The organism is Dactylosporangium sp. NPDC000244, from assembly GCF_040300725.1.
Classification (GTDB): domain Bacteria; phylum Actinomycetota; class Actinomycetes; order Mycobacteriales; family Micromonosporaceae; genus Dactylosporangium.
The window spans coordinates 141907-163918 of sequence record NZ_JBEPEH010000024.1 but is presented as its reverse complement, the minus strand read 5'-3'; the positions used below and the strand labels follow the sequence as shown (position 1 = coordinate 163918).

Here is a 22012-nt window from a genome sequence, read left to right as displayed (position 1 = left end):
ACGCCACGACGCCGGCCTACGCGAGCAGGCCGTCCATCAGTGTGCCGATGCGGCGGGCGGCGACGGACCCGATCAGCGCGCCGGCCTCGGCCAGCAGGGCCTCGCGGCTCGCCCGGTCGCCCAGGACGTCCGTGAGCCGGTCGCCGCGGCCCAGCGGGAAGAACAGGGTGACGTTCGCGCCGATGCGGGTGGCCAGCGCCCAGAGTTCGCGGGCCGCGCCGGTGTCGCCCCGGAAGGCGGCGAACTCGGCGCCGCCCATGGCCCAGGCCCCGAACAGCGGGCGGTCGTGGGCGGCCAGCACGTCGGCGCGGCAGTCCCGCAGGGCTTCCGCGGCGCGGGCCCCGGCCCCGGCGGCCGGGCGGGCCTCGGCGACCCAGAGATGCAGCACGGCGCCCGCGATGCGGAACTCGATCCCGACCTCCGTCGCGCCGGCGGCGGTTCGCAGCAGGGCCTCGGCATGGGTCAGCGCCTCTTCGTGCCGCTCGCGGCGCCAGGCCAGCTGGGCGAGGCCGAGGTTCGCCTGGCCGATGTCGACCTCGTCGGCCCGGTCCGAGCCGGCGATCTCCAGCAGGCGACGCTCGGCCTCGGTGTCGCCGGCCAGGGCCAGGTGGGTGTCGAGCACGGCCCGGGCCGAGCGGGCGTCCTGGGCGGCGCCGATCAGGTCGAGGTGGCGCTCGCTGCGGCGCAGCCACTCGTCGGTGCGCGCGCCGGGGCCGGCGTTGAGCGCGTGCCCGGCGGCGTGGGCGGCCATCCCCATGCCCCAGTGGTCGCCGACGGCCTCGAAGCGGCGGTAGGCCAGCTCCGCGTCCGGCCGCGGCCCGGCGTTCTCCAGCAGTACGGCGCGGATGAAATGGCCCATGCCCTGGACGTACGGGTCCGAGTGGGCGACGAGCAGCGCGGCGTCGGCCAGGCTCCGGTCCGGGTCGGCCTGCTCCAGTCCGGGCAGCGCCGTGGCCAGCGCGACCGTCCGTGGCCGCACCTCGCCGGGGCGCTGCGCGAGCAGGTTGCGCAGGGCGCGGCGGGCGAGCGCGTTGAGCCGCAGCGGGCCGGTGTTGCCGGCGTTGACGCCGATGAGCACCAGCAGCCAGGCGAGCCGATCGGCGTGCGGCCGCGGTCCTCCGGCGGCCGCTGGTTGCTGGATCGCCGAGCGTTTCCGGGCGGCCGGGTCGTCGAGGCGCAGCAGCGTGCGCGCCAAGGCGCTGGCCTCGAGATGCTGCCCGCGTACCGTCCACAGCTGGAACAGGGCGCCGGCGATGTCGACCGCGGCCGGCTCGTCGTCGTGCTCGATTGCCCAGCGCAGGGCGGCGAGGAGGTTCTCCTGGTCGGCCGCGCAGCCCGCGATCGCCTCGAGCTGCCGCGGGCCGACGAAGTCGCCGATCAGCGCGACGGCCCGGCGCGCGGCCCACGCGACCAGCCCGGCCATGGCCGCCCGCCGCCCGTCGGACGCGGTGAGCCGGGCCTCGCCGTACTCGCGGACGGTCTCCAGCATGCGGTAGCGGTCGCGTTCCAGGCGCAGCAGGGACTGCTCGACCAGGATCGACAGGCCGCGGCGGACGTCGGCGCCGCCGGCCACGGCCGTTGCGGTGTCGGCGGTGAACGGGGCCGGGATCACCGCCAGCCGTTCGAGCAGGTCGCGCTCGGCGGGGTCGAGCAGCTCGCGGCTCCAGTCGACCATCGCCCACAGGCTGGCGTGGCGCTCGGGCAGGCCGCGCAGGGCGTCGTCGAGCAGGGCGAAACGGTCGGTGAGTCCGGCCAGTACGTCTTCGATCGGCATGTGCCGCAGCCGGGCGGCGGCCAGTTCGAGGGCGAGCGGCAGGTTGTCGAGCCGGTTGACGAGCGCGAGGGCCTGCTCCCGCGGCCAGGCCGGCACCGATCCGCCGGCGCGGACGCGGGCCTCCAGCAGGGCGATCGCCTCGCCGTCGGGCAGCGCGGGCAGCCGGTGGACGACCTCGCCGACCAGGCCCAGCGGCGCCCGGCTGGTGGCCAGCACGCCGGCCTCGGGCGGCGCCACGGCCAGCAGCTCGGCCACGACCTCCGCGGCGGCGCCGAGGACGTGCTCGCAGTTGTCGAGCACGAGCAGGCCGTCGAACTCGGCCCCGGCCGCCCGCAGCCGCTGCTCGGGGCCGGCCATCCGGCGCTCCAGGCCGGACCCGTCGCTGGTCAGAACCGCGAGGACGGCCGGGCGTACCTCGGACGGCGAGCGCAGCCCCGCCAGCTCGACGACGTGGACGGGCCGGGAGTCGCTGACCGAGCGGGCGAGCTCGGCGGCCAGCCGGGTCTTGCCCGCCCCGCCGGTCGCGACGACGGTGACCAGCGGCGCCTCCAGCAGCGCCCGGCCGACCGCGGCGAGGTCCGGGTCGCGGCCCACCAGCGGGGTCACGGCCCGGCGCCAGGCGGCGGGGAGGCTGGCCGCCGGTCGTGGCCGGGCGGTCCGCAGCTGCCCCCGCAGCAGGGCCAGGTGCGCGTCGGCGAGGGCGGGGGAGGGGTCGGCGCCGTACCGGTCGGCCAGCTCCTCACGGACCCGTCCGACCAGGTCGAGCGCCTCGGCGTCGCGGCCCTGGGCCGCGAGGACCCGCACGAGCAGGGCGGCGGCGGGCTCGTCGGGCGGCACCCGGGTCGCCAGCCGGCGCAGGTCGGCCTCGTCGAACGGGCCGCCTGCGGCCAGAGCGGCCTCCGCCCGCAGGGACACGACGTCGCCGAAGAGCCGGGCGCTGCCGGTCTCGTCCAGCTCCGGGATCTCCGGGAACAGCGCCCTTGCCTCGTCGGCGCGGTCCCTCGCGCGGACCGCGTCGCCCGCCGTCAGCGCCTGCCGGCCCCGGTCGGTCAGCTCGCGGACGGTGACGGCGTCGATCTCGACGTCACCGGCCGGGATCCGGTAGCCGCCGGGCGCCGCGAGGACCGGCACGCCGAGGCGGCGCACGCGGCCGACCAGGGCCTGCACCGCGCCGGTGGCGTCGTCGGGCGGCGCGCCCAGCCAGACCGCGTCGATCAGCGCGCCGGTGGAGACGGTGCGGCCCCGGGCGTCGACGAGCTCGCGGATCACCGCGGCCAGGCGGTCTCCCCGCACCGGCCGGCCGTCGACGGCCAGGGGCCCAAGCGTCGTGATCCGCACGCCCTCATCATCGCGCACCGGGCCGGGCCCGATCAGAATCGGACTTAACGCCTGTCGGGCGAAAAATCCGATAAGTCGTGGCACGAAGTGCCCGACTTATCGCGCCGCCGGTCGAGTCGCGCCGCCGGTCGAGTCGGAGTTATCGCGCCCCGGACAGCAAAGAGACCAGGTTCTGAGCCGCGTCCGCGCCCAGAAGCACGGCATTGTTCACGGCACCCTCCGCCCCCGCCGAGGCGCTACGCGGGAACATCGCCCCCTCGTAAGACGCGAGCGCCGCCTCAACGTCACCGGGAGAAGCCGCGATGGCCAAGCCGAGCTCGGCCCCGTCCTGCATGGCCAGGTTCGCGCCCTCGCCGTTCGGCGGCTGCAAGTGCGCGGCATCCCCGAGCAGCGTCACGCCCGGCACACGGTCCCACCGCAGGTCGGCCGGCAGCGCAAAGTGGGGCCGCAGCACCGGCGCCGTGTCGCTGTCCGTGATCAGCGCGGCCAGCGAGGTGGCCCAGCCCTCAACCTCCCGCGCGATAAGGCCCGTCGCCGCGGCGGGAGTACCGAAGTCGATGGCGTTGAACCATTCCAGGGGCCGGGACAGCCAGAGGTACGCGTGCAGGTTCCCGTCGGCCTCCCGGTGCGCCAGGAACAGCTTGCCGCTCGCGCCCGTGTCGAAGGCGAACAGCGAACCGCCGCCCACGGCTCGGGCGGTCTCCGGGTGGCGGCGGTCGGCGTCGAACAGGAAGGTCTCGATCGCCGCGGTGCCGCCGTACACAGGAGTGGCGTCCGTGAGCAGGGGGCGGACCCGCGACCGGGCGCCGTCGGCGCCGACGAGCACGTCGGTGACGACGGTCGTGCCGTCCGCGAAGGTCAGCTCATAGGAGCCGTGGCCGCGTACGGAGGCGAGCTTGTGGCCCCAGCGGACGGTACCGGCGGGAAGTGAGTCGAGCAGCATCCGGCGCAGCGCCGCACGGGGGACCTCGGGGCTGTCGCCGGTGCCGTCGTCGGGCTTGTCGAACAGCACGGTGCCGTCCCGGTCGACGACCCGGTAGGACTCGCGGCCGGGCAGGACGATCCGGTGGAACTGCGCCGTCAGGCCGGCCGCGGCCAGCGCGGGCTGGCCGTTGTACTCGTGGATGTCGAGCAGCCCGCCCTGGGCCCGGTCCGCCGGCGAGCGCTCGGCCTCGTACACGGTGGACGGGATGCTGTGCACGTGCAGGACGCGGGCCAGGACGAGACCGCCGAGACCGGCGCCGACGATCGTGACTGAAGGGTTCGTCATGCCCCGAAGCCTGCGCGGGCCCGCCGACACGGGAGCGACACGGCGCCGACACGGCATCGTTCGCGGGACTGAGACGCGACTTCGATCAGGAATCGAGAAGTACGGGCCGAGGGGCGCACCTAGGCTCGAACGCATGACGAACATCGAGAACATGGGCATCAAGACCGTGCTGCACCCCGTCAGCGACCTCGAGAAGGCCAAGGCCGTCTACTCGGCGCTGCTGGGCCTCGAGCCGCAGCACGACTCCGCGTACTACGTCGGTTATGACGTCGCCGGCCAGCACATCGGGCTCGTGCCCAACCGCGGCCCGCAGGGCGAGACCGCGCCGGTGGCCTACTGGCACGTCTCCGACATCGCGGGGAAGATCGCCGAGATCACCTCGGCCGGCGGCTCCGTCAAGGAGGCCGCGCACGACGTGGGCAACGGGCGCCTGGTGGCCACCGTCCTCGACGCCGACGGCAACGTTCTCGGTCTGCTCCAGGACCAGTGAGCGCTCCCAGCCCCCGCTCCCGCGCGCAGCGCCAGGCCGACACGCGGGAGCGGCTCGACGGCGACGTGGACCTGTGGGTCGCCAGCGCTTCGCCGGAGGGGGAGCCGTACCTTGTGCCGCTCTCCTTCGACTGGGACGGGCAGGCCGTGCTCATCGCCACCGCGGCCGCGAGCCCGACGGGCCGGAACCTGATCGCGACCCGCAAGGCCCGGCTCGGGCTCGGGCTCACGCGGGACGTGTCGATGATCGACGGGGACGTCGAGGTGCTCGCGATCGACGCGCTCGCCAAGGAGACGGGGGACCGGTTCGCCGCGCGGAGCGGGTTCGATCCGCGGGAGTACGGCTCGTCGTACAACTGGTTCCGGATCACTCCCCGGCGGGTGCAGGCCTGGCGCGAGGAGAATGAGCTGCGTGGCCGCGAGATCATGCGCGACGGCCGCTGGACTGCGTAGGGAGACGACATGGGCAGGCACGCTGCTGACAGCCACGACCTGATCCGCGTGACGGGTGCGCGCGAGAACAACCTCAAGGACGTCAGCATCGAGCTGCCCAAGCGCCGGTTGACGGTGTTCACGGGCGTCTCCGGCTCCGGCAAGAGCTCGCTGGTGTTCAGCACCATCGCGGCCGAGTCGCAGCGGCTGATCAACGAGACGTACAGCTCGTTCGTCCAGGGCTTCATGCCCGCGCTGGCCCGGCCCGAGGTCGACCGGCTGGAGGGGCTGACGACCGCGCTCGTCGTGGACCAGCAGCGGCTCGGCACCGACCCGCGCTCCACGGTCGGCACGGCCACCGACGCCAACGCGATGCTGCGGATCCTCTTCAGCCGGCTCGGGCAGCCGCACATCGGCGGTCCGAACGCGTTCTCGTTCAACGTGCCCTCGGTGCGGGCCAGCGGCGCCATCACCGTCGAGCGCGGCAACCGCTCGACGGTCCGGGCCACCTTCGAGCGCCTCGGCGGCATGTGCCCGCGGTGCGAGGGCCGCGGCTCGGTCACCGAGCTCGACCTGACCCAGCTCTACGACGCGAACAAGTCGCTGGCCGAGGGCGCGATCACGGTGCCCGGCTACAGCATGGACGGCTGGTACGGCCGGATCTTCCTCGGCTGCGGCTACTTCGACCCGGACAAGCCCATCAAGAAGTTCACCAAGCGCGAGCTGGCCGACTTCCTGCACAAGGAGCCGACCAGGATCAAGGTCGACGGGGTCAACCTGACGTACGAAGGCCTCATCCCGAAGCTCCAGAAGTCCATGCTGGCCAAGGACGTCGACGCCCTCCAGCCGCACGTGCGCGCCTTCGTCGAGCGGGCGGTCACGTTCCAGACCTGCCCGGAGTGCGACGGCACGCGCCTGGCCGAGCCGGCCCGCACCTCGAAGGTCAGGGGCATCTCCATCGCCGACGCGTGCGCGATGCAGATCAGCGACCTGGCCGAGTGGGTCCGCGGGCTGGACGAGGCGTCGGTGGCGCCGCTGCTGGAGGGGCTGCGCCACGCGCTGGACGGGTTCGTGCGGATCGGCCTCGGGTACCTCTCCCTGGACCGCCCCGCCGGGACGCTCTCGGGCGGCGAGGCCCAGCGGGTCAAGCTGGTCCGGCACCTCGGCTCGCCGCTGACCGACGTGACGTACGTCTTCGACGAGCCCACCGTCGGCCTGCACCCGCACGACATCGCGCGCATGAACGAGCTGCTGCTGCAGCTGCGCGACAACGGCAACACGGTGCTCGTCATCGAGCACAAGCCGGAGACGATCACGATCGCCGACCACGTCGTCGACCTCGGGCCGGGCGCGGGCAGCGCGGGCGGCCAGGTCACGTTCGCGGGCACCGTGGCGCAGCTGCGCAAGAGCGACACGGTCACCGGGCGGCACCTCGCCGACCGGGTCGCGCTCAAGGACTCGGTCCGCAAGCCGACCGGCATGCTGCAGATCCGCGGCGCGAACGCGCACAACCTGCGCGACGTGGACGTCGACGTCCCGCTCGGCGTGCTCACCGTGATCACCGGCGTCGCCGGCTCCGGCAAGAGCTCGCTCATGCACGCCTCGGTCCCGCCGGGGGCCGGGGTCGTGGCCGTGGACCAGGGGACCATCAAGGGCTCGCGGCGCAGCAATCCGGCGACGTACACCGGGCTGCTCGAGCCCGTCCGCAAGGCGTTCGCGAAGGCCAACGGCGTCAAGCCGGCCCTGTTCAGCGCGAACTCCGAGGGCGCCTGCCCGACCTGCAACGGGGCCGGGGTCGTCTACACCGACCTCGGCATGATGGCCGGCGTCTCCTCCGTGTGCGACGAGTGCGACGGCAAGCGCTTCGAGGCGTCGGTGCTCCAGTACAAGCTGGGCGGGTACGACATCAGCGAGGTGCTGGCCATGCCGGTCACCGAGGCCGAGGCCTTCTTCGCCGACGGCGAGGCCAGGCTGCCCGCCGCGCACGCGATCCTGTCCCGCCTGGCCGATGTCGGCCTGGGCTACCTCGGCATCGGACAGCCCCTGACCACCCTCTCCGGCGGCGAGCGCCAGCGGCTGAAGCTGGCCACGCACATGGCCGACAAGGGTGGCGTGTACGTCCTCGACGAGCCGACCAGCGGCCTGCACCTCGCCGACGTGGAGCAGCTGCTCGGCCTGCTGGACCGGCTGGTCGACGCCGGCAAGTCGGTCATCGTGATCGAGCACCACCAGGCGGTCATGGCCCACGCCGACTGGATCATCGACCTCGGCCCCGGTGCCGGCCACGACGGCGGCCGCGTGGTCTTCGAGGGCACCCCGGCGCAGCTGGTCGCGGCCCGCTCGACCGTGACCGGCGAGCACCTGGCGCAGTACGTGGCCCGCTGACGACGTGAAACCGTCCCGGCCGTGGCCTACTGCTGCTGCAGGTAGGACGCGGCCGGGGCGAAGAACAGCGAGCCGGTGACCGGGGTCGAGAAGTCCAGGATGCGGTCGTGCGGGTCGTCGAGGAACATGCGCTCCAGCATGTGCTCGGTGATCGACGGGGTGCGGGCGTAGCCGATGAAGTACGTGCCGAACTCGCCGCGGCCCGCGGCGCCGAAGGGCATGTTGTCGCGCAGGATCTTCGGGCCGATGTCGGTGCGCGCGACGTGCGAGTCGGGCGGCTTGTCGGCCAGCTCCACATCGGACAGTTTGCGGCGGCCGATCGCGCGCTCCTGCTCCTCGACCGGCAGCGCGTTCCAGGCCTCGAGGTCGTGGAGGTACTTCTGCACGATCACGTAGCTGCCGCCCGCGAAGACGGAGTCCTCCTCGCCGACGAGCACGGCGTCGCGGGCCGCCGTGCCGGTCGGGTTCTCGGTGCCGTCCACGAAGCCGAGCAGGTCGCGCACGTCGAGGTACTTGAAGCCGTACACCTCGTCCCGCAGCGTGGTCGCCGGGCGCAGGCGGTGCATGATCTCGGCCCCGAGCGCGAAGCACAGGTCCAGGCGCTGGGCGCGGATGTGGAAGAGCAGATCCCCGGGTGTACCGGCGGCCTGGTGTGCGGGTCCCCGCATGTCCCGGAACGGGTGCAGCTCGGCGGGGCGCGGGCCCGCGAAGAGCCGGTCCCACGCCTTCGAGCCGATGCCGGCGACGCAGCTGAGGCGGCCCTGCGGCGAGTGGAACCCGACCGCGCGTTGCAGCCCCGGCAGCTCGGCGAGCAGGTCCCGGGCGGTGGACTCCCCGCCCGGGTCGAGGGTGAGCACGAGAAACAGGGCGGTGCGGGTCAGTGGGCTCAGCACGGCCTGCGGCTCATTGCGCACGGTCGCGGGGACTACCCGGGCGCCCGCGACTATGCGCGCCCAGGACCCGCTCCACCGCCGTCTCCCCCTTGACCTGGAGCGCGCTCCAGGTGCCAGGCTCGGGTGCGTGACGGAAACGAGGCAGTCCCCGCTCGTGCTCGGGGCGATGATGTTCGGCACCACCGTGGACGAGGACACCTCGTTCGCGCTGCTCGACCGGTTCGTCGAGCGCGGCGGCGCCTGGATCGACACGGCCGACTGCTACGCGTTCTGGGCCGCCGGCGACGGCCGGGGCGGCGCCAGCGAGCGCGTGCTCGGGCGGTGGCTCGCGGCCCGGCCGGGCGTGCGGGAACGGGTGCGGATCGCGACCAAGCTCGGGGCCGAGCCCCTCGAACCCGGTTCGTGGCCGGCCCGCCGGGAAGGGTTGGGTGCGGCGGCGGTACGGCACGCCTTCGCCGGAAGCCTCGACCGCCTCGGCATCGACCGCGTCGACCTGCTCTGGCTGCACCAGGAGGACCGTTCGGTGCCGATCGAGGAGACCGTCGACGCGCTCGCCGGGCTCGCCGCGGACCGCTTCGGCGTGTCCAACCACCCCGCGTGGCTCGTCGAGCGCGGCCGTGCCCACGCGCTGCGAACCGGGGCGAGGCCGTTCGACGCCCTGCAGCTCAACGCCACCTACCTGCGGCCGCGCCCCGGCACGCTCCCGCCCGGCGTCGAGCACCGCTTCGGCGTGCTCAGCGACGAGCAGGCCGACTACGCCGCCGAGCACGGGATGGACGTGTGGGCGTACACGCCGCTGCTCTCCGGCGCCTACGACAACCCGGCGAAGGAGATTCCGCCGGTGTACGACCACCCGGGCAACGCGGCCCGCCTGCGGGCGCTCGACGCCGTCGCCGCCGAGACCGGGGCCGCGCGCGGGCAGGTGGTGCTGGCCTGGCTGCTGTCCCGCGGCCTGCGCCCGATGCTCGGCGGCAGCAAGCCGCACCAGCTCGACGCCGCGCTGGACGGCGTCGAGCTGGAGCTGAGCGTGGAGCAGGTGGAGCGGCTCAGCGCGGCGGACCGCTTCGCGTGGGCGAGCCCCTACGCCGAGCGCTGAGCGACCTCAGCACAGGGCCGCGTCGACGCTGTCCGCCACGTCCTTGACCATGTCGAGCGACGTCGGCAGCCCGGTCACGGCGACGACGGCGCCGCGGCCGTCCGTGGTCACGAGGTTGCGCGTCTCGAAGCCCTGGATGTCGCCGCCGTGGCCCCAGGCGATGCCGCCGCAGGGCAGCTCGTGGCGGGCGATGCCGAGGCCGTACGACCAGTGGTCCGTCGGCTCGAAGTCCGGCGCGGCGACGGTCGTCAGCATGGCCTGCTGCTGGGCCGGCGGCAGCAGCCGACCGGCGACGAGCGCCTCGAAGAACGCCCGCAGGTCCGACGGCGTCGAGACCAGCTGGCCCGCGGACCACCCGAGCGACGGGTCCATCTCGGTGACGTCGACCCACGGGGCGCCCGGTGCGACGGCGACGTAGCCCTGCGGGTGCCGGCCCCGCAGCCGCTGCTCGCCGACGCCCGGCCAGTACGTGTCGCGCAGGCGCAGCGGCTCGATGACGCGCCGCGTGATCTCCTCGCCGATGGGCCGCTGGGTCACCCGTTCGGCGATGAGCCCGGCGAGGACATAGTTGGTGTTGCTGTACTCCCACTTCGCCCCGGGCGCGAAGCTCGGCGGCTTCGTGAGCGCCGCGTCGACGAGCCGCCGCGGCTCGAAGTACGCGTGGCTGAGCGCGACGAGATCGTCGGGCTTGGCGAACAGGACGTCGTCGTAGTCGGGCAGCCCGCTCGTCTGCTGCAGCAGCTGGTGCACCGTGATGCGCGACCCGTCGTTGCCGTTGCCGTGCACGATCCCGGGCAGGTAGTGCTCGACGCTCTGCTCGAGGTCGATCCTCCCCTCCCCGGCGAGCTGCAGCACGACGACGGCCGTGAACGTCTTGGTGTTGCTGCCCATGCGCACCTGCCCGTTGACCGGCACCTTGCTCCCGGCGGCGGAGTCGCGGACGCGGCCGTCGCGGCCGCGGACGGAGGCGAGCGCGCCCGGGAAGCCGTCGTCGCGCACGAGGCGCTCGAGCCGCGGCTGGACGCCGTCGCGCGCCGGGTTCGCGAGCGCGGGCGGTACGGCCACGACCCCGGCCGCGAGGACGGCCGAGACCCCGGCCGCGACGAGAACACGTGTATTCGTTGGCATGCATCGAACGCTATGAGCGCCGCGGCCCCGGGGCGATGCAGCCCACTGGCCGATCGTGGTGGTGCAGGCTGTACCGCGCCGGGGATCGCCGCGGATCGCCGGGGTTCACCAGGCGAAGCGTTCGCGGTGCAGGCGCGGGGCGGGGACGCCGATGCGGCGCGCGGCGCGCAGGACCGCGTCGGTCCACGGGTCGGGGCCGCACACGTACACGTCGTGCTCGGCGAGGTCGGGGGCCAGGGAGCGCAGGGCGGCCAGGTCGTCGTAGTCCGCGTAGCCCACGGGGAGCCATGAGCCGGCCGAGGCACGCGGGCCGACGAGCGGGACCAGCCGGACGCCGCGGTCGCGGGCGAGCCACTCCAGTTCGTGCAGGAAGGCCACGTCGTGGGGGTGGCGGGTGCGGTACACCAGCGTCGCCTTGCCGTGGCCGTATGGCAGGTCCCACAGCAGGGCCAGCAGCGGCGTGACCCCGATGCCGCAGGCGAACATGGTCACCGGGCCGCCCGAGTAGGTGCCGGCGGTCATCCGGCCGTACGGACCCTCGATGACGACCCGCGTGCCCGGGCGCAGCGTGCCCATCCGGGCCGTGCCCGCGCCGACCGTCTTGACAGTGATGCGCAGCCGGTCGCGGCTCGGCGGCCCGGACAGGGAGAACGGCTTGCCGAGCAGGGCCCCGTGGCCGTCCAGGAACCGCCAGACGAAGTACTGCCCCGCGCGCGCGGGCAACCGGTCCAGCCGCCGGCCGCGCAGGTACACGGAGACCAGCCCCGGCGCCTCCTCGACGACGCGGTCGACGGTGAGCCGGTGCCGCAGCGTGCGCCAGACCGGCAGGCCGAGGCGGAAGACCACGGTGGAGCCGGCCGCGGCCGCGTACATGGTCCACCAGAACGCCCGCGCCGCCGGGGAGGTGAAGTCGCTGCCCAGCCACAGCTCGTGCGGGACGGCGAGGGCGATGCCGGCGTACGCGTACAGGTGCAGCAGATGCCAGGTCTCGTAGCGCATCCGGCGCCGCACCGGCCGCAGCGAGGTCGCCGTCACGAGCACGAGCGCGAGCAGGCCCAGCAGCGCCGGCCACATGCCGCGGTACACGCTCAGCAGCGTCCCCAGCTGGTGCAGCGGATCGGTGCCGGCGCGCTTGGCGGAGGCGACGAGCGCGAGCCCGGCGTGCGCGAGCAGGAGCACGAACGAGGCCGAGCCGGTCCAGCGGTGCCAGGCGCCGAGCGTGTCCCGGCCGAACGCGCGCTCGACCCAGGGGATGCGCGCGATCAGCAGCACCTGGAGCAGCAGCAGGTCCGTCGACCACAGCGCGGCCAGGCGCCCGGCGGCCGCGAGCCCGGGCGCCGACGTCGCCAGGCCCGTGAGCCACAGCCAGGTGACGGCGGCCAGGCTGCCGGCCGCGATCAGCTTCGCCGTGGTGCGCACGGCGATTGACGGTACGAATGCCGGGGTTTTCGCCATAGCGTTTGTGAACTAACCCTCGGATCGCGGAAAAGCGTTATCCACCGTTCCGAAGCAAGCAAGCGCTTGGTAGCCTACGGCATGCGGTTCGGCATCCTCAGCCCTGTCGTCTTCCGGCCGCCCGGGCAGTTCAGCCCCTGGGAGGCCGCGGCGGGCCCGGCCGAGCTGGTCCGGGTCGCGGTGGCGGCGGACCGGCTCGGCTACCACCATCTGACCTGCAGCGAGCACGTCGGCGTGCCGGTCCGCATCGCCGCGCGGGCCGGTGGCACCTACTGGGACCCCCTCGCGACCCTGGGCTTCCTCGCGGCGCACACGACCCGCATCCGGCTGGCCACCCACGTGCTCGTGCTCGGCTACCACCACCCGCTGGCCATCGCGAAGCGGTACGGCACCCTCGACCTGCTCAGCGGCGGGCGGGTCGTCCTCGGCCTCGGCGTCGGCAGCCTCGCGGAGGAGTTCGCGCTGCTGGGCGCCGACTTCGACGGGCGGGGCGCCGCGGCCGACGACGCGATCGCGGCCATCCGGGCCGCGTGGGGCCGGGCGGTGCCCGAGTACGAGGGCACCCACTACGCGTTCCGCGACTTCCTCGTCGACCCGCACGCGCCGCGGACCCGGGTGCCGCTGTGGATCGGCGGGTACACCGCGCGCTCGCTGCGGCGGGCCGCCGAGCTCGCCGACGCCTGGGTGCCGTTCGGCCTGCCGCCGGAGCGGATCGGGGCGATGCTGGCCGCCGTCGAGCGGCCGGCGGGCTTCGAGGTGGTCCTCAACCCGCCGCCGCTGGACCCGATCGCCGAGCCCGGCGAGGCGCGGCGGCACGTCGAGCAGTTCCACGCGGCCGGCGCCACGATGCTGAACATCGTCCTGCGGCACCGAAGCGCGGAGCACTGCGTCGAGCAGCTCGAGGCGCTCCGGCGGCTCTTCCCGGAGGCATTCGATGCCGGAGCGTGACGAGGTGCTCGCCGACCTGCAGCGCCGGGTCCGCGAGCTCGAGGACCGGCTGGCGCTCATGCAGCTGCTGGCCACCTACGGACCCGCGGTGGACAGCGGCTCCCCGGAGCCGGCCGCGGGGCTGTGGACCGACGACGGCGTCTACGACGTGTACCCGGCGCCGCTGCACGGCCGGGCGGCCATCGCCGGCATGGTGACCGGCGAGCTGCACCAGGGGCTGATCCGGGCCGGCGCCGCCCACCTGCAGGGCGTGCCGCACCTGCGCATCGACGGCGATCGTGCCGTCGCCATCGCCTATTCACAGTTGGTACTGCGCGACGAGGCCACGGACACCTTCCGCACCTGGCGCACCGGCGTCAACCGCTGGGAGTTCGTCCGGACCGCCGAGGGATGGCGGTGCACCCACCGGGTCAACCGGCAGCTGGACGGCGGCGCCGAGGCCCGGGACCTGCTGCGAGAGGCGCTGTAGTGCCGTCCAGGTCGAACCGCACGCCGGTGGCGTCCTCCGCGATGGCCCACAGGCGCGCGGCGAGGGCCGGGTCGGCCGCGTGCGGGGCGATCGCGCCGGCGTGCACACGATCGTCCCACTTGCGCAGGCGCGGGCCGATGAAGTCGCCCGGGCGCGCGTCCGGGTCGGTGGCCGCGTAGAGGATCGGGATCGCCGCGCGGTCGGCGGGCCGGCCGACGGTCGCCTGCAGCACGCTCATGAACGCCCGCCCGGCGCGGCTGGGCAGGTTCGAGTTCATCGGGGTGTTCGCCATGCCCGGGTGGGCCACGAGACTGCGGATCGGGCGGCCCGCCAGTTGCAGGCGCCGGTCGAGTTCGAGGCCGAAGACGAGCTGGGCGAGCTTCGAGCCGACGTAGGCGCGGCCCTTGGAGTATCCGCGCTCGGCGGCCAGATCGTCGAGCGGGAGCGTCTTCATGTGGCGGTACAGTGCCGAGCCCACATGCACGATCCGCGCCCCGCCGTCGCCGCGCATCCGGTCGAGCAGCAGGCCGGTCAGCGCGAAGTGGCCGAGGAAGTTGGTGGCGAACGTGCTCTCGAAGCCCTGCGCGCTCAGCTCCCGAGGCCGGTTGCCGATGCCCGCGTTGTTCACGAGCACGTCGACCCGCTCGCCGACGCCCGCCGCGAACGCGCGCACGGAGTCGAGGTCGTTGAGGTCCAGCGCCCGTGCGTCGAACTCGGCCGCCCGGTCCGGCGTGCGCACGGCCGCGATGACGTGCGCGCCGCGCTGCTTGAGCTCGCGCGCGACGGCCTGCCCGAGCCCGCTGCTGGCCCCGGTGACGATGACGGTACGCCCGGCCATGTCCATGACGGTCCCTCCCCTTGAACGGATAATCTATCCGCTGGTGGGTCGACCGTAGCACAGAACGGATGAGTTATCCTCTAGGTGTGACGCTCCGCGCCGACTCCGCCCGGGTGCGGGCCCAGATGCTCGCGGCCGCCCGGGAGCGCGTGCGCGCCGGCGACCTGGACCTGCCCATGAACGCCATCGCCAAGGACGCCGGCGTGGGCGTCGGCACCGCCTACCGCCACTTCGCGAACCGTCAGGCGCTGCTGGAGGCCCTCGCGGCGGAGAGCCTCGGGGCGCTCGTCACCGACGCGGAGGCGGCCGCGGCCGACCCCGAGCCGGCCGCCGGCTTCGCGACCCTGCTGCGCAACGCCCTGCGCCTGCTGCGCGACGACCCGACGCTGGCCGTGGTGCTCGCGTCGGCGGCCCAGCCCGCGTGCCTGGACGCGACGACGGACCTGCATGCCCGGCTCGGCACCGCGGTGACGACGGTCCTGTCCCGCGCCCGCGCGGCCGGCGCCGTCCGCTCCGACGTCACCGCGGACGACGTGCGCCGCCTGATCTGCGGCGTGCAGCACGCGGTCGGCGCCGGAGCGGACGCCGACGCGGGCGCCGAGGAGCGCTACCTCGACATCCTCCTGGCCGGCCTGCGCGCCCCTCGGTGACACGGCCCCGGAGCCGCGTGCATGGTCCGGGGCCGTGCCCTTGCGATACCGTTACCGAATCGCTCTCATCGCGGGAGTGTGCGTTGGCGGTGCCCCATGAACTTGACCTTCGTGGGGCTCCGTGCTCAGGTCAGTCGCCAGACCTGGTTCGGCTGCGTGCCGCCGCCGAAACAGTCCCAGATCTGCAGCCGGGTCCCGTTGCCGGTGCCCTGGCCCGCCGCGTCCAGGCACTTGCCCGACTGCGGGTTGACGATGGTGCCGTTGCCGTTCACGATCCAGTTCTGCGCGCCGCTGCCGTTGCACGACCACAGCTGCACGCGCGCGCCGTTCGCGGTCGACCCGCCGGCGACGTCGAGGCACTTGCCGGTCTGCGGGTTCTTGAACTGTGAGCCGGTACGCGACCACGACTGGTTCCAGCCGGTGCCGCAGTCCCACAGCTGGACGGGGGTGCCGTCCGCGGTGCCGAACTCGGCCAGGTCGAGGCAGCGGTTGCTGCCCTGCCCGACGATGTGGCCGCCGCCGCCGGCGGGCGGAGGCGGGGTCCCGCCGTTGACCGTCGCCGAGAATGAGTTCACGGCCAGGCCCACGCCGCCGGACCAGGGCTCGAAGCCGGCCTGGATGCTGGTCAGGTACCACGACGAGTCGACCTGCGTGCGGGCGTCGACGTCCCGGACGAAGTCCATGACGTCGAACGACCATGACGGGATCTGGGCCGGCGCGACGTAGGACACGACGTCGTTCCCGCCGTTGTTGCCCTGCCACACCTGCCAGGACTTGCCGGCGATCGTGGTGTTGCCGACGGGGCTGCCCACGGGCGAGACGCCGCCGGTGTGGTCGAACCAGATCATGAGCTCCATCTGGTTGACCCCGTCCTTCTTGGCGGTCGGGTCCATCCAGATGTCGTACGACGCGTCGTAGGTGCCGCCCGCGTAGGAGAACGCGATCGACGACGGTGCCGAGCCGATCGAGCTCAGCTGCTTGGGCAGGTTGGTGCCCGGCGAGCAGGCGGTGTAGTGGCAGCCCGCGTAGATCGCCGGGTAGGACAGCGGCGCTCCGCCGTTGCCCTTCGAGCCGTCCTGCGTCGTGATGCGGAAGCCGTTGGCGGTGACGTTGATGCACTGCGTCGCGGTGCTGCCCCAGCGGTTGTTCATCACGATGTACGACCCGGCGACCGCGCTGCCGAACTCGTCGCACACGACGGTGTCGGCGTGGGCGGGCGCCGCGGCGGCCAGCGGCGCGACGAGCGTTGCGGCGGCGGCCAGCACAATGGCCGCGATCGATCTCACTTGCAAGGTGACCTCCGTGGAAGAAGTTGGGAGCGTTTCCAACGAATGTCGATGTAACCATGCCGTCATGAGATCGAGAAGTCTTGACTTCACTTGTCAAGAGGATTTAGATGCTTCGAACCGGTTGCGAGACCGGTTTCATCAAGATCGATTAGCTTGACATGGGGGCGCTCACTGTGCCAGTGACCATGGCCGTCGTGGCGGCGCGGGCCGGCGTCAGCAAGGCCACCGTCTCGCGGGTCGTCAACGGCGCGCCCGGCATCGACGAGCTCACCGCCGCCCGCGTCCGGGCCGTCATCCAGGAGCTGGGCTACGTGCCGAGCGCCCGCGCGGTCGGCCTGGCCCGCGGCCGCACCGGCAGCGTCGGCATCCTCGTGCCGTCGCTGACCTGGCCCTGGGTCGGCGAGGTGCTGCAGGGCGTCGCCGACGTCGTGGAGAGCCGCGGCTTCGGCCTGCTGGTCTTCACGTTCAACCAGGGCCCGGACTCGATGCGCCGCTTCGCCGCGCAACTTTCAGGAAAAGCGTTCGACGGGCTGCTCGTCATCGAGCCCTCCGGCACCCTCGACAAGATCGCCGAGCTGCACGACAACGGGCTGCCGGTGGTCCTCATCGACGACCGCGGCCACGAGCCGCGCTTCCCCTGGGTCGGCACCTCCAACCGCATGGGCGCCCGCGCCGCGGCCGAGCACCTCCTCGCCATCGGCCGCACGCGCCCGCTGATCATCAGTGGCGAGCCCCGCTTCGGTTGCGTGCGGGCGCGCCTGGCCGGCTTTCAGGAGCCGTTTCAAGCCGCCGGTGTACCGCTCGATCCCGCCCTGACCCTGGAGGGCGACTTCACCTACGCCAGCGGCATCGCCCGGGCCCGTGAGGCGCTCGCGCGCGGCCTGGCCTTCGACGCGGTCTTCGCGCACAACGACGTCATGGCGGGCGCGGCCATGGGCGTCCTGCGCGAGGCGGGCCGCCGCATCCCCGACGACGTGGCCGTGGTCGGCTTCGACGACCTGCCGTGGACCACGCAGACGGAGCCGCCCCTGACCGCGGTCCACCAGCCCGTCCGCCGGATGGGCGAGGTGGCCGCGGGTGCCCTCCTGGACCACCTGGACGGCAAGCGGCTGACCGGCGACCCGATCGTCCTGCCGACCGGCTTCACCGTCCGCGAGTCGACGGTGCGCCCGCGCTGACCCGGGCCGGTCAGCCCGTCAGCAGGGGCTCGTGGGTGTCCCAGAGCCACCGCAGGTACTCCCGCAGCTCCTCCGGCGTCGCCACCCACCCCTCGCGCATGTACGTCAGGATGCGCCGCAGCTCGCCGGGCACCAGCTCGTGGGCCGTCGCGCCGGTCTCCGGGATGCGCCGGTGCGGGGGCACGGCCACGGGCGACGGCAGCAGCGGGACGCGCAGGCCGCGCCGCAGCAGCTCCTTGAGCACGGTGAGGTAGGCGCGGGGCAGGTGGTACGGCGACACGGCGAGCGCCAGCCCGCCGATGCCGTGCGCCCGCACCTGCTCGGCGATCCAGACCGCCTGCCGGCCGGTGTCGGCCGCCGGCTCCGGCTGGACGTGGACGCCCTCGGTGCGGCGCAGGCCGAGGCCGCGCAGGTGGTCGAGGGTGATCTCGACGTACGTGGCCTCGGCCGGGTTCGCGTTCGCCACCAGGAGCCGGCGCAGCCGCGGGTTCGCCTCCCACGCGCGGATCGCGTGGGTGAAGCGCCACTGCTCGCCCTGGCCGCTGGCGATCGCGATCGCGTCCACGCGCTGCGCCGCCGGCTGCGGCAGCGTCAGGATCATCGTGATCGCCGCCGCCACCGCCGGGAGCCGCTCGTCCGCGAAGTCGTCGGTGACCAGGCGAGGGATCTGCACGGTCCCGAGTATCCCCGAGGCGGCCCCGGCCCGGCGAGCGTCAGCCGGGCACGTGCAGCACGGCGTCGACGCCGGCGACGGTGTCCGCGTCCAGCGGGAAGTAGCCCATCTGCGGCGTGGTGTCGGTGCGGGTGCGCGCGGCCGGCACCTCGGACGCCGGGGTCAGGCCCGGGCGCAGCCGGCCCTCGTACGTGTCCGGATCCGGCGCGCCGAGTCCCTTGGCCGCGCTGGTGCCGAGGCTGCCGGCGATGACGTGGTACCGGGCGCCGAGCAGCGGCGCGATGATCGACCCGGCGCCGCTCCAGGTCAGCTCCAGCTCGCCGAGCGTCCAGCGGCTCGGGCCGCGGCGCAGGTGCAGGTTGTGGCCGTAGAGCAGCGCCGGGGTGTCCCGCAGGTCGAGGATGTTCTCGGCGATGAGCACGTCGCGCACGGCCATCAGCCGCGACACCCGCACGCTCTGGTCGAGCCCGGGGATCGAGCAGGCGCGGTGGTACCGCAGCAGCTGCATCCCGCCCGTCAACTGCGTCCGGGCCCGGCGCCACGCCTCGGCGGACGTGGCCGCGATCAGCGACGGCGCCCGCATGTGCAGCTCGGTCCACATGTCCTCGGCGATCGTGCGCAGCTCGGCGGCCTCGGGGCCGGAGCCGGGCGACCGCGCCGGGTCGAGCACGGCCTCGGTCCGCGACCACCGCTCGTCGTCGCCGGCCAGCCGGTCGAGATCCGCGTCCAGACCCAGATACCCGCGGGTGTACTCGAGGTAGCCCCGCGGGCTCGGCGCGCTCATGTTCTCGGTGGGCGCGTCGAAGCCCTGCAGCGAGAGCCGCTCGTGCGGCGGCCGCGCCGCGTTGTACTCCCGCATCCACACGACCAGCTCGCGGTTGGCCGCCAGCCGGCCGAACTCGTGCGAGAAGCCGTCGCGCAGCACCGTGTCGAGGTCCCCGACGCCGTCGCGCACATAGTCGTCGACGAGCAGCGCGGCGACCCGGTCGATCTCGAGCGCGATGGTGCGGAAGCCCCGCCCGGCGAGCTCGGCGAACAGCTCGTTGCGCCGGCGGGGGACGGCGTCCTCGAGGTGCGTCGGCTCGCCGAACGCCAGCAGCTCGCAGGACTCAGGTACGAAGGTCATACATGTGCATCGTACCGCTGCAACAACGGTTGAGACTTCGGCCGGATCCGGCCGCTCGGGCGCGCCACGAAGTCTCAAACCGCTGGTGCACTCCGGCTCGGGCGCCGCGGCCCGGAACCGGGGGCGTACGGCTCGCCGGGAACGTGCCGTTGGACCCTGGGCGCCCGCGCCGGGCGGTCATACGTTCAGGGCGTGACGATCGGGCGAAGGAGGCCTGTGATGAGCCGCTGGGAAGTGGCCGACGTGATGACCGTCGGCGCGGTGTCGGTGCGGGAGGACACACCGTTCAAGGAGATCGTCGACCTGCTCGAGGCGCACGAGGTCAACGCGCTGCCGGTGGTCGACGCCTTCGACCGGGTGGCCGGGGTGGTGTCGTCGGCCGACCTGATGGCGAAGATCGAGTTCGCCGGGGACGACGACCGGGTCCGGATGTTCGAGAGCCGGCACACCCGCCAGGCGCGCGGCAAGGCCCACGCCACTGCCGCCGGCGAGCTGATGAACGCGCCCGCCGTGACCATCACGGGCGGCGCGTCCCTGGCGGCCGCGGCGCGGATCATGGAGGCGGCCGGGCTGAAGCGGCTGCCCGTCGTGGACGACCTTGGCCGGCTGGTCGGCATGGTGACCCGCCGCGACCTGCTCAAGGTGTTCCTGCGCACGGACGCGGACATCCTGCGCGACATCATGGCCGAGACGCTGCCGGGCATGCCCGGCGTGGAGCCCGCGCAACTGCGGGCCGAGGTCGACGACGGCGTCGTGACGCTCCTGGGGCAGGTCGAGCGCGCGTCCGTCATCCCGTCGCTGATCCGCCGGATCGAGCGGATCGACGGCGTGGTCGACGTCGTCAGCCACCTCTCGGCGATCGCCGACGACGAGCCGAAGCCGTACCAGGCCCCGGTGATGTTCTGAGCGCCTGACGGGGCGGCCCGCGCCGGTCGCGGGCCGCCCCGTCCGTTCAGCGCAGCGGCAGACCCAGCCGGCGCCCCGCGTCGAGCAGCGAGTCGTGCACGTCCGGGTGGGCGGCGTGGTCGAGGATCTCCTGCGCCTGCTCGACCGAGTCGCGGCCCCAGATCCGCGCGGTGCCCTGCTCCGTGACGATGTAGCTGTGCTGGAACGAGGTCACCGGCCCGGACAGCAGCGGCACGACCGCGGACACGTCCGCCTTCGGGTGCCAGGACCGCAGCGCGATGATCGCGTGCCCGCCGGGGGAGTGCATCGCCCCGACGATGAAGTCGGTCTGGCCGCCGAAGCCCGAGTGCGTGCGGCTCCCGACCCGGCTCGCGTTGGCCTGGGCGAACAGGTCGACCTGCAGGGCGCTGTTGACGCTCATGAGGCCCGGGTGCGCGGCGATCGCCGCCGGGTCGTTGGTCTTCTCGGTGCGCAGCATCCGCACCCGCGGGTTGTGGTCGATCCAGTCGTAGAGCTCCTCGGAGCCGAAGCAGAACGAGGCTGTCACCGGGGTCCCGGGATCGAGCGCGCCGGCCTTCTCCAGGGCCAGGGCGCCGTCGGTGAACATCTCCGACCAGATGCGCAGCCCGCGCCGGCCCAGCAGCGCCTCCAATGTGGCGTCGGGGATGGCGCCGATGCCCAGCTGCAGGGTCGCCTGCGGCGGTACCAGGGAAGCTACCCGATCGCCGATGGTCCGGGAGGTGTCGTCCGGCGCCGCCGGAGCGTGCGTGGCCAGCGGCTCCGCGGCCTCCACGAGGTAGTCGACCGCCTCGACGGGCAGTTGGGCGTCGCCGTACGTGACCGGCATGCTCGGGTTGGCCTGCGCCACGACGATGCCACCCCGGGCGCGGCACGCCTCGACGGCGGCGGGCAGCACGTTGACCTCGACGCCGAGGCTCACCGCCCCGCCCGCCGGCGGCGACGTGTGCAGCAGCACCACGTCCGGCACCAGGTGCTGCCGCAGCAGGTCGGGGACGAGCGAGAGGCGGCAGGGCAGGTACCGCAGCCGCGGCCCGCCGCGCATCCCCGGCCCGACGAACGACGTCTCGTGGACGACGCCATCGCGGTCCGGGATGCCCGGCTGGGCGTTGAGCATGACGAGCCGGAACTCGGCGATGCTCGCGTCGGCGGTGGCCAGCAGCCGGTGCGGGGCGGCGAAGTTGCCGCTCGCGACGATTCGCGGCACACCCGGCAGCGCGCCGAGGATATGGCCGAGCTCGGACTCGGTCACCGTTCGCATCAAGGATCTCCTTCAGTGGGTGGGGCGCTGGCGGTCCAGCCGGGCCTGCAGGCGGTCCTGCAGCCGGTCCAGCGCCTCGTACGGCGAGTCGGCGTGCGCCTCGGCGTGCAGGACCCGGCCGTTGAGGTCGATCTCCGCGCGGGCGGTCACCGGCCGGACCGCGGCCGGGTTGCCGGTCCGGTCGAGCCGGACGCGGGCGAACAGCACCGGCCGGGCGGTGTGCCCGAGGACCGCGGCGACCTTCTCCCGGGCATAGTGCTGGATCCGCGGCTCCATGCCCGGCTGCAGCTGCACGCTGATCTCGACCTCGTCATGAGTGCGGGACATCGTCGTCGTCCTTTCGCCGTACGCGCCGGGCGGATCTCCGCCCGAGATCATGTGATCGCCGTTGCGGGG

At 73.7% G+C, this 22012-nt stretch carries 20 protein-coding genes; 9 read left to right on the top strand and 11 right to left on the bottom strand.

Annotation, left to right across the window (positions count from 1 at the left end; translation table 11 throughout):
- Positions 1 to 16 precede the first annotated feature (16 nt).
- A complete protein-coding gene (locus ABT369_RS32385) occupies positions 17 to 3112 on the bottom strand; it encodes an ATP-binding protein (RefSeq protein WP_350617713.1) in 3096 nt (1031 codons plus the stop codon).
- A gap of 139 nt (positions 3113 to 3251) precedes the next feature.
- On the bottom strand, positions 3252 to 4382 hold the full coding sequence (locus ABT369_RS32380) for an FAD-dependent oxidoreductase (protein ID WP_350617712.1): 1131 nt from the start codon (positions 4380 to 4382) through the stop codon (positions 3252 to 3254).
- 133 nt (positions 4383 to 4515) lie between these two features.
- Here ABT369_RS32380 and ABT369_RS32375 point away from each other — a divergent pair, with 133 nt between their 5' ends.
- The 3 genes from ABT369_RS32375 to ABT369_RS32365 are packed head-to-tail and all read left to right on the top strand — an operon-like array spanning position 4516 to position 7688.
- Positions 4516 to 4872 (top strand): VOC family protein, encoded by a 357-nt coding sequence (locus ABT369_RS32375; protein WP_350617711.1) that lies wholly within the window; start codon positions 4516 to 4518, stop codon positions 4870 to 4872.
- A complete protein-coding gene (locus ABT369_RS32370; RefSeq protein WP_350617710.1) occupies positions 4869 to 5324 on the top strand; it encodes a pyridoxamine 5'-phosphate oxidase family protein in 456 nt (151 codons plus the stop codon). The genes ABT369_RS32375 and ABT369_RS32370 overlap by 4 nt, the downstream gene beginning before the upstream one ends.
- A 9-nt stretch (positions 5325 to 5333) precedes the next feature.
- A complete protein-coding gene (locus ABT369_RS32365) occupies positions 5334 to 7688 on the top strand; it encodes an ATP-binding cassette domain-containing protein (RefSeq protein ID WP_350617709.1) in 2355 nt (784 codons plus the stop codon).
- A 26-nt stretch (positions 7689 to 7714) separates the two neighbouring features.
- Here ABT369_RS32365 and ABT369_RS32360 read toward each other — a convergent pair whose 3' ends face one another.
- Positions 7715 to 8581 carry a Dyp-type peroxidase gene (locus tag ABT369_RS32360; protein ID WP_350617708.1) on the bottom strand — a complete coding sequence of 289 codons (867 nt, stop codon included), beginning with the start codon at positions 8579 to 8581 and terminating at the stop codon, positions 7715 to 7717.
- Positions 8582 to 8708: 127 nt separating this feature from the next.
- Between ABT369_RS32360 and ABT369_RS32355 the strand changes: the two genes are divergently transcribed.
- Positions 8709 to 9677 carry an aldo/keto reductase gene (locus ABT369_RS32355; RefSeq protein WP_350617707.1) on the top strand — a complete coding sequence of 323 codons (969 nt, stop codon included), beginning with the start codon at positions 8709 to 8711 and terminating at the stop codon, positions 9675 to 9677.
- 6 nt (positions 9678 to 9683) lie between these two features.
- On the opposite strand, the gene ABT369_RS32350 is transcribed toward ABT369_RS32355, so the two are convergent.
- Entirely contained in the window at positions 9684 to 10805 is a 1122-nt protein-coding gene (locus ABT369_RS32350; RefSeq protein ID WP_350617706.1) for a serine hydrolase domain-containing protein, read from the bottom strand.
- 105 nt (positions 10806 to 10910) lie between these two features.
- Complete coding sequence (locus ABT369_RS32345; RefSeq protein WP_350617705.1) at positions 10911 to 12224, bottom strand: ferredoxin reductase family protein; 1314 nt, start codon at positions 12222 to 12224, stop codon at positions 10911 to 10913.
- A 117-nt stretch (positions 12225 to 12341) separates the two neighbouring features.
- Here ABT369_RS32345 and ABT369_RS32340 point away from each other — a divergent pair, with 117 nt between their 5' ends.
- Complete coding sequence (locus ABT369_RS32340; RefSeq protein ID WP_350617704.1) at positions 12342 to 13208, top strand: TIGR03619 family F420-dependent LLM class oxidoreductase; 867 nt, start codon at positions 12342 to 12344, stop codon at positions 13206 to 13208.
- Positions 13195 to 13677 carry a nuclear transport factor 2 family protein gene (locus ABT369_RS32335; RefSeq protein ID WP_350617703.1) on the top strand — a complete coding sequence of 161 codons (483 nt, stop codon included), beginning with the start codon at positions 13195 to 13197 and terminating at the stop codon, positions 13675 to 13677. Before ABT369_RS32340 ends, ABT369_RS32335 begins: the two co-directional genes overlap by 14 nt.
- Here ABT369_RS32335 and ABT369_RS32330 read toward each other — a convergent pair.
- Complete coding sequence (locus ABT369_RS32330) at positions 13619 to 14515, bottom strand: SDR family NAD(P)-dependent oxidoreductase (RefSeq protein WP_350617702.1); 897 nt, start codon at positions 14513 to 14515, stop codon at positions 13619 to 13621. The genes ABT369_RS32335 and ABT369_RS32330 overlap by 59 nt on opposite strands.
- An 86-nt stretch (positions 14516 to 14601) precedes the next feature.
- On the opposite strand from ABT369_RS32330, the gene ABT369_RS32325 reads away from it, so the two are divergent.
- Positions 14602 to 15165 (top strand): TetR/AcrR family transcriptional regulator, encoded by a 564-nt coding sequence (locus ABT369_RS32325; RefSeq protein WP_350617701.1) that lies wholly within the window; start codon positions 14602 to 14604, stop codon positions 15163 to 15165.
- 125 nt (positions 15166 to 15290) lie between these two features.
- On the opposite strand, the gene ABT369_RS32320 is transcribed toward ABT369_RS32325, so the two are convergent.
- A complete protein-coding gene (locus ABT369_RS32320) occupies positions 15291 to 16457 on the bottom strand; it encodes a GH12 family glycosyl hydrolase domain-containing protein (protein ID WP_350617700.1) in 1167 nt (388 codons plus the stop codon).
- 170 nt (positions 16458 to 16627) lie between these two features.
- Between ABT369_RS32320 and ABT369_RS32315 the strand changes: the two genes are divergently transcribed.
- Positions 16628 to 17632 carry a LacI family DNA-binding transcriptional regulator gene (locus ABT369_RS32315; protein WP_350617699.1) on the top strand — a complete coding sequence of 335 codons (1005 nt, stop codon included), beginning with the start codon at positions 16628 to 16630 and terminating at the stop codon, positions 17630 to 17632.
- 10 nt (positions 17633 to 17642) lie between these two features.
- On the opposite strand, the gene ABT369_RS32310 is transcribed toward ABT369_RS32315, so the two are convergent.
- Together ABT369_RS32310 and ABT369_RS32305 are read right to left on the bottom strand one after the other, a co-directional pair.
- Positions 17643 to 18305 carry an ElyC/SanA/YdcF family protein gene (locus ABT369_RS32310; RefSeq protein WP_502891846.1) on the bottom strand — a complete coding sequence of 221 codons (663 nt, stop codon included), beginning with the start codon at positions 18303 to 18305 and terminating at the stop codon, positions 17643 to 17645.
- 40 nt (positions 18306 to 18345) lie between these two features.
- Entirely contained in the window at positions 18346 to 19431 is a 1086-nt protein-coding gene (locus tag ABT369_RS32305; RefSeq protein ID WP_350617698.1) for an erythromycin esterase family protein, read from the bottom strand.
- A 219-nt stretch (positions 19432 to 19650) separates the two neighbouring features.
- Between ABT369_RS32305 and ABT369_RS32300 the strand changes: the two genes are divergently transcribed.
- On the top strand, positions 19651 to 20337 hold the full coding sequence (locus ABT369_RS32300; RefSeq protein ID WP_350617697.1) for a CBS domain-containing protein: 687 nt from the start codon (positions 19651 to 19653) through the stop codon (positions 20335 to 20337).
- 46 nt (positions 20338 to 20383) lie between these two features.
- On the opposite strand, the gene ABT369_RS32295 is transcribed toward ABT369_RS32300, so the two are convergent.
- Together ABT369_RS32295 and ABT369_RS32290 are read right to left on the bottom strand one after the other, a co-directional pair.
- Positions 20384 to 21616: an acetyl-CoA hydrolase/transferase family protein gene (locus tag ABT369_RS32295; protein WP_350617696.1), complete on the bottom strand. Its 1233-nt coding sequence runs from the start codon at positions 21614 to 21616 to the stop codon at positions 20384 to 20386.
- A gap of 12 nt (positions 21617 to 21628) precedes the next feature.
- Positions 21629 to 21943: an HPF/RaiA family ribosome-associated protein gene (locus ABT369_RS32290; protein WP_350617695.1), complete on the bottom strand. Its 315-nt coding sequence runs from the start codon at positions 21941 to 21943 to the stop codon at positions 21629 to 21631.
- Between the last annotated feature and the right edge of the window lie 69 nt (positions 21944 to 22012).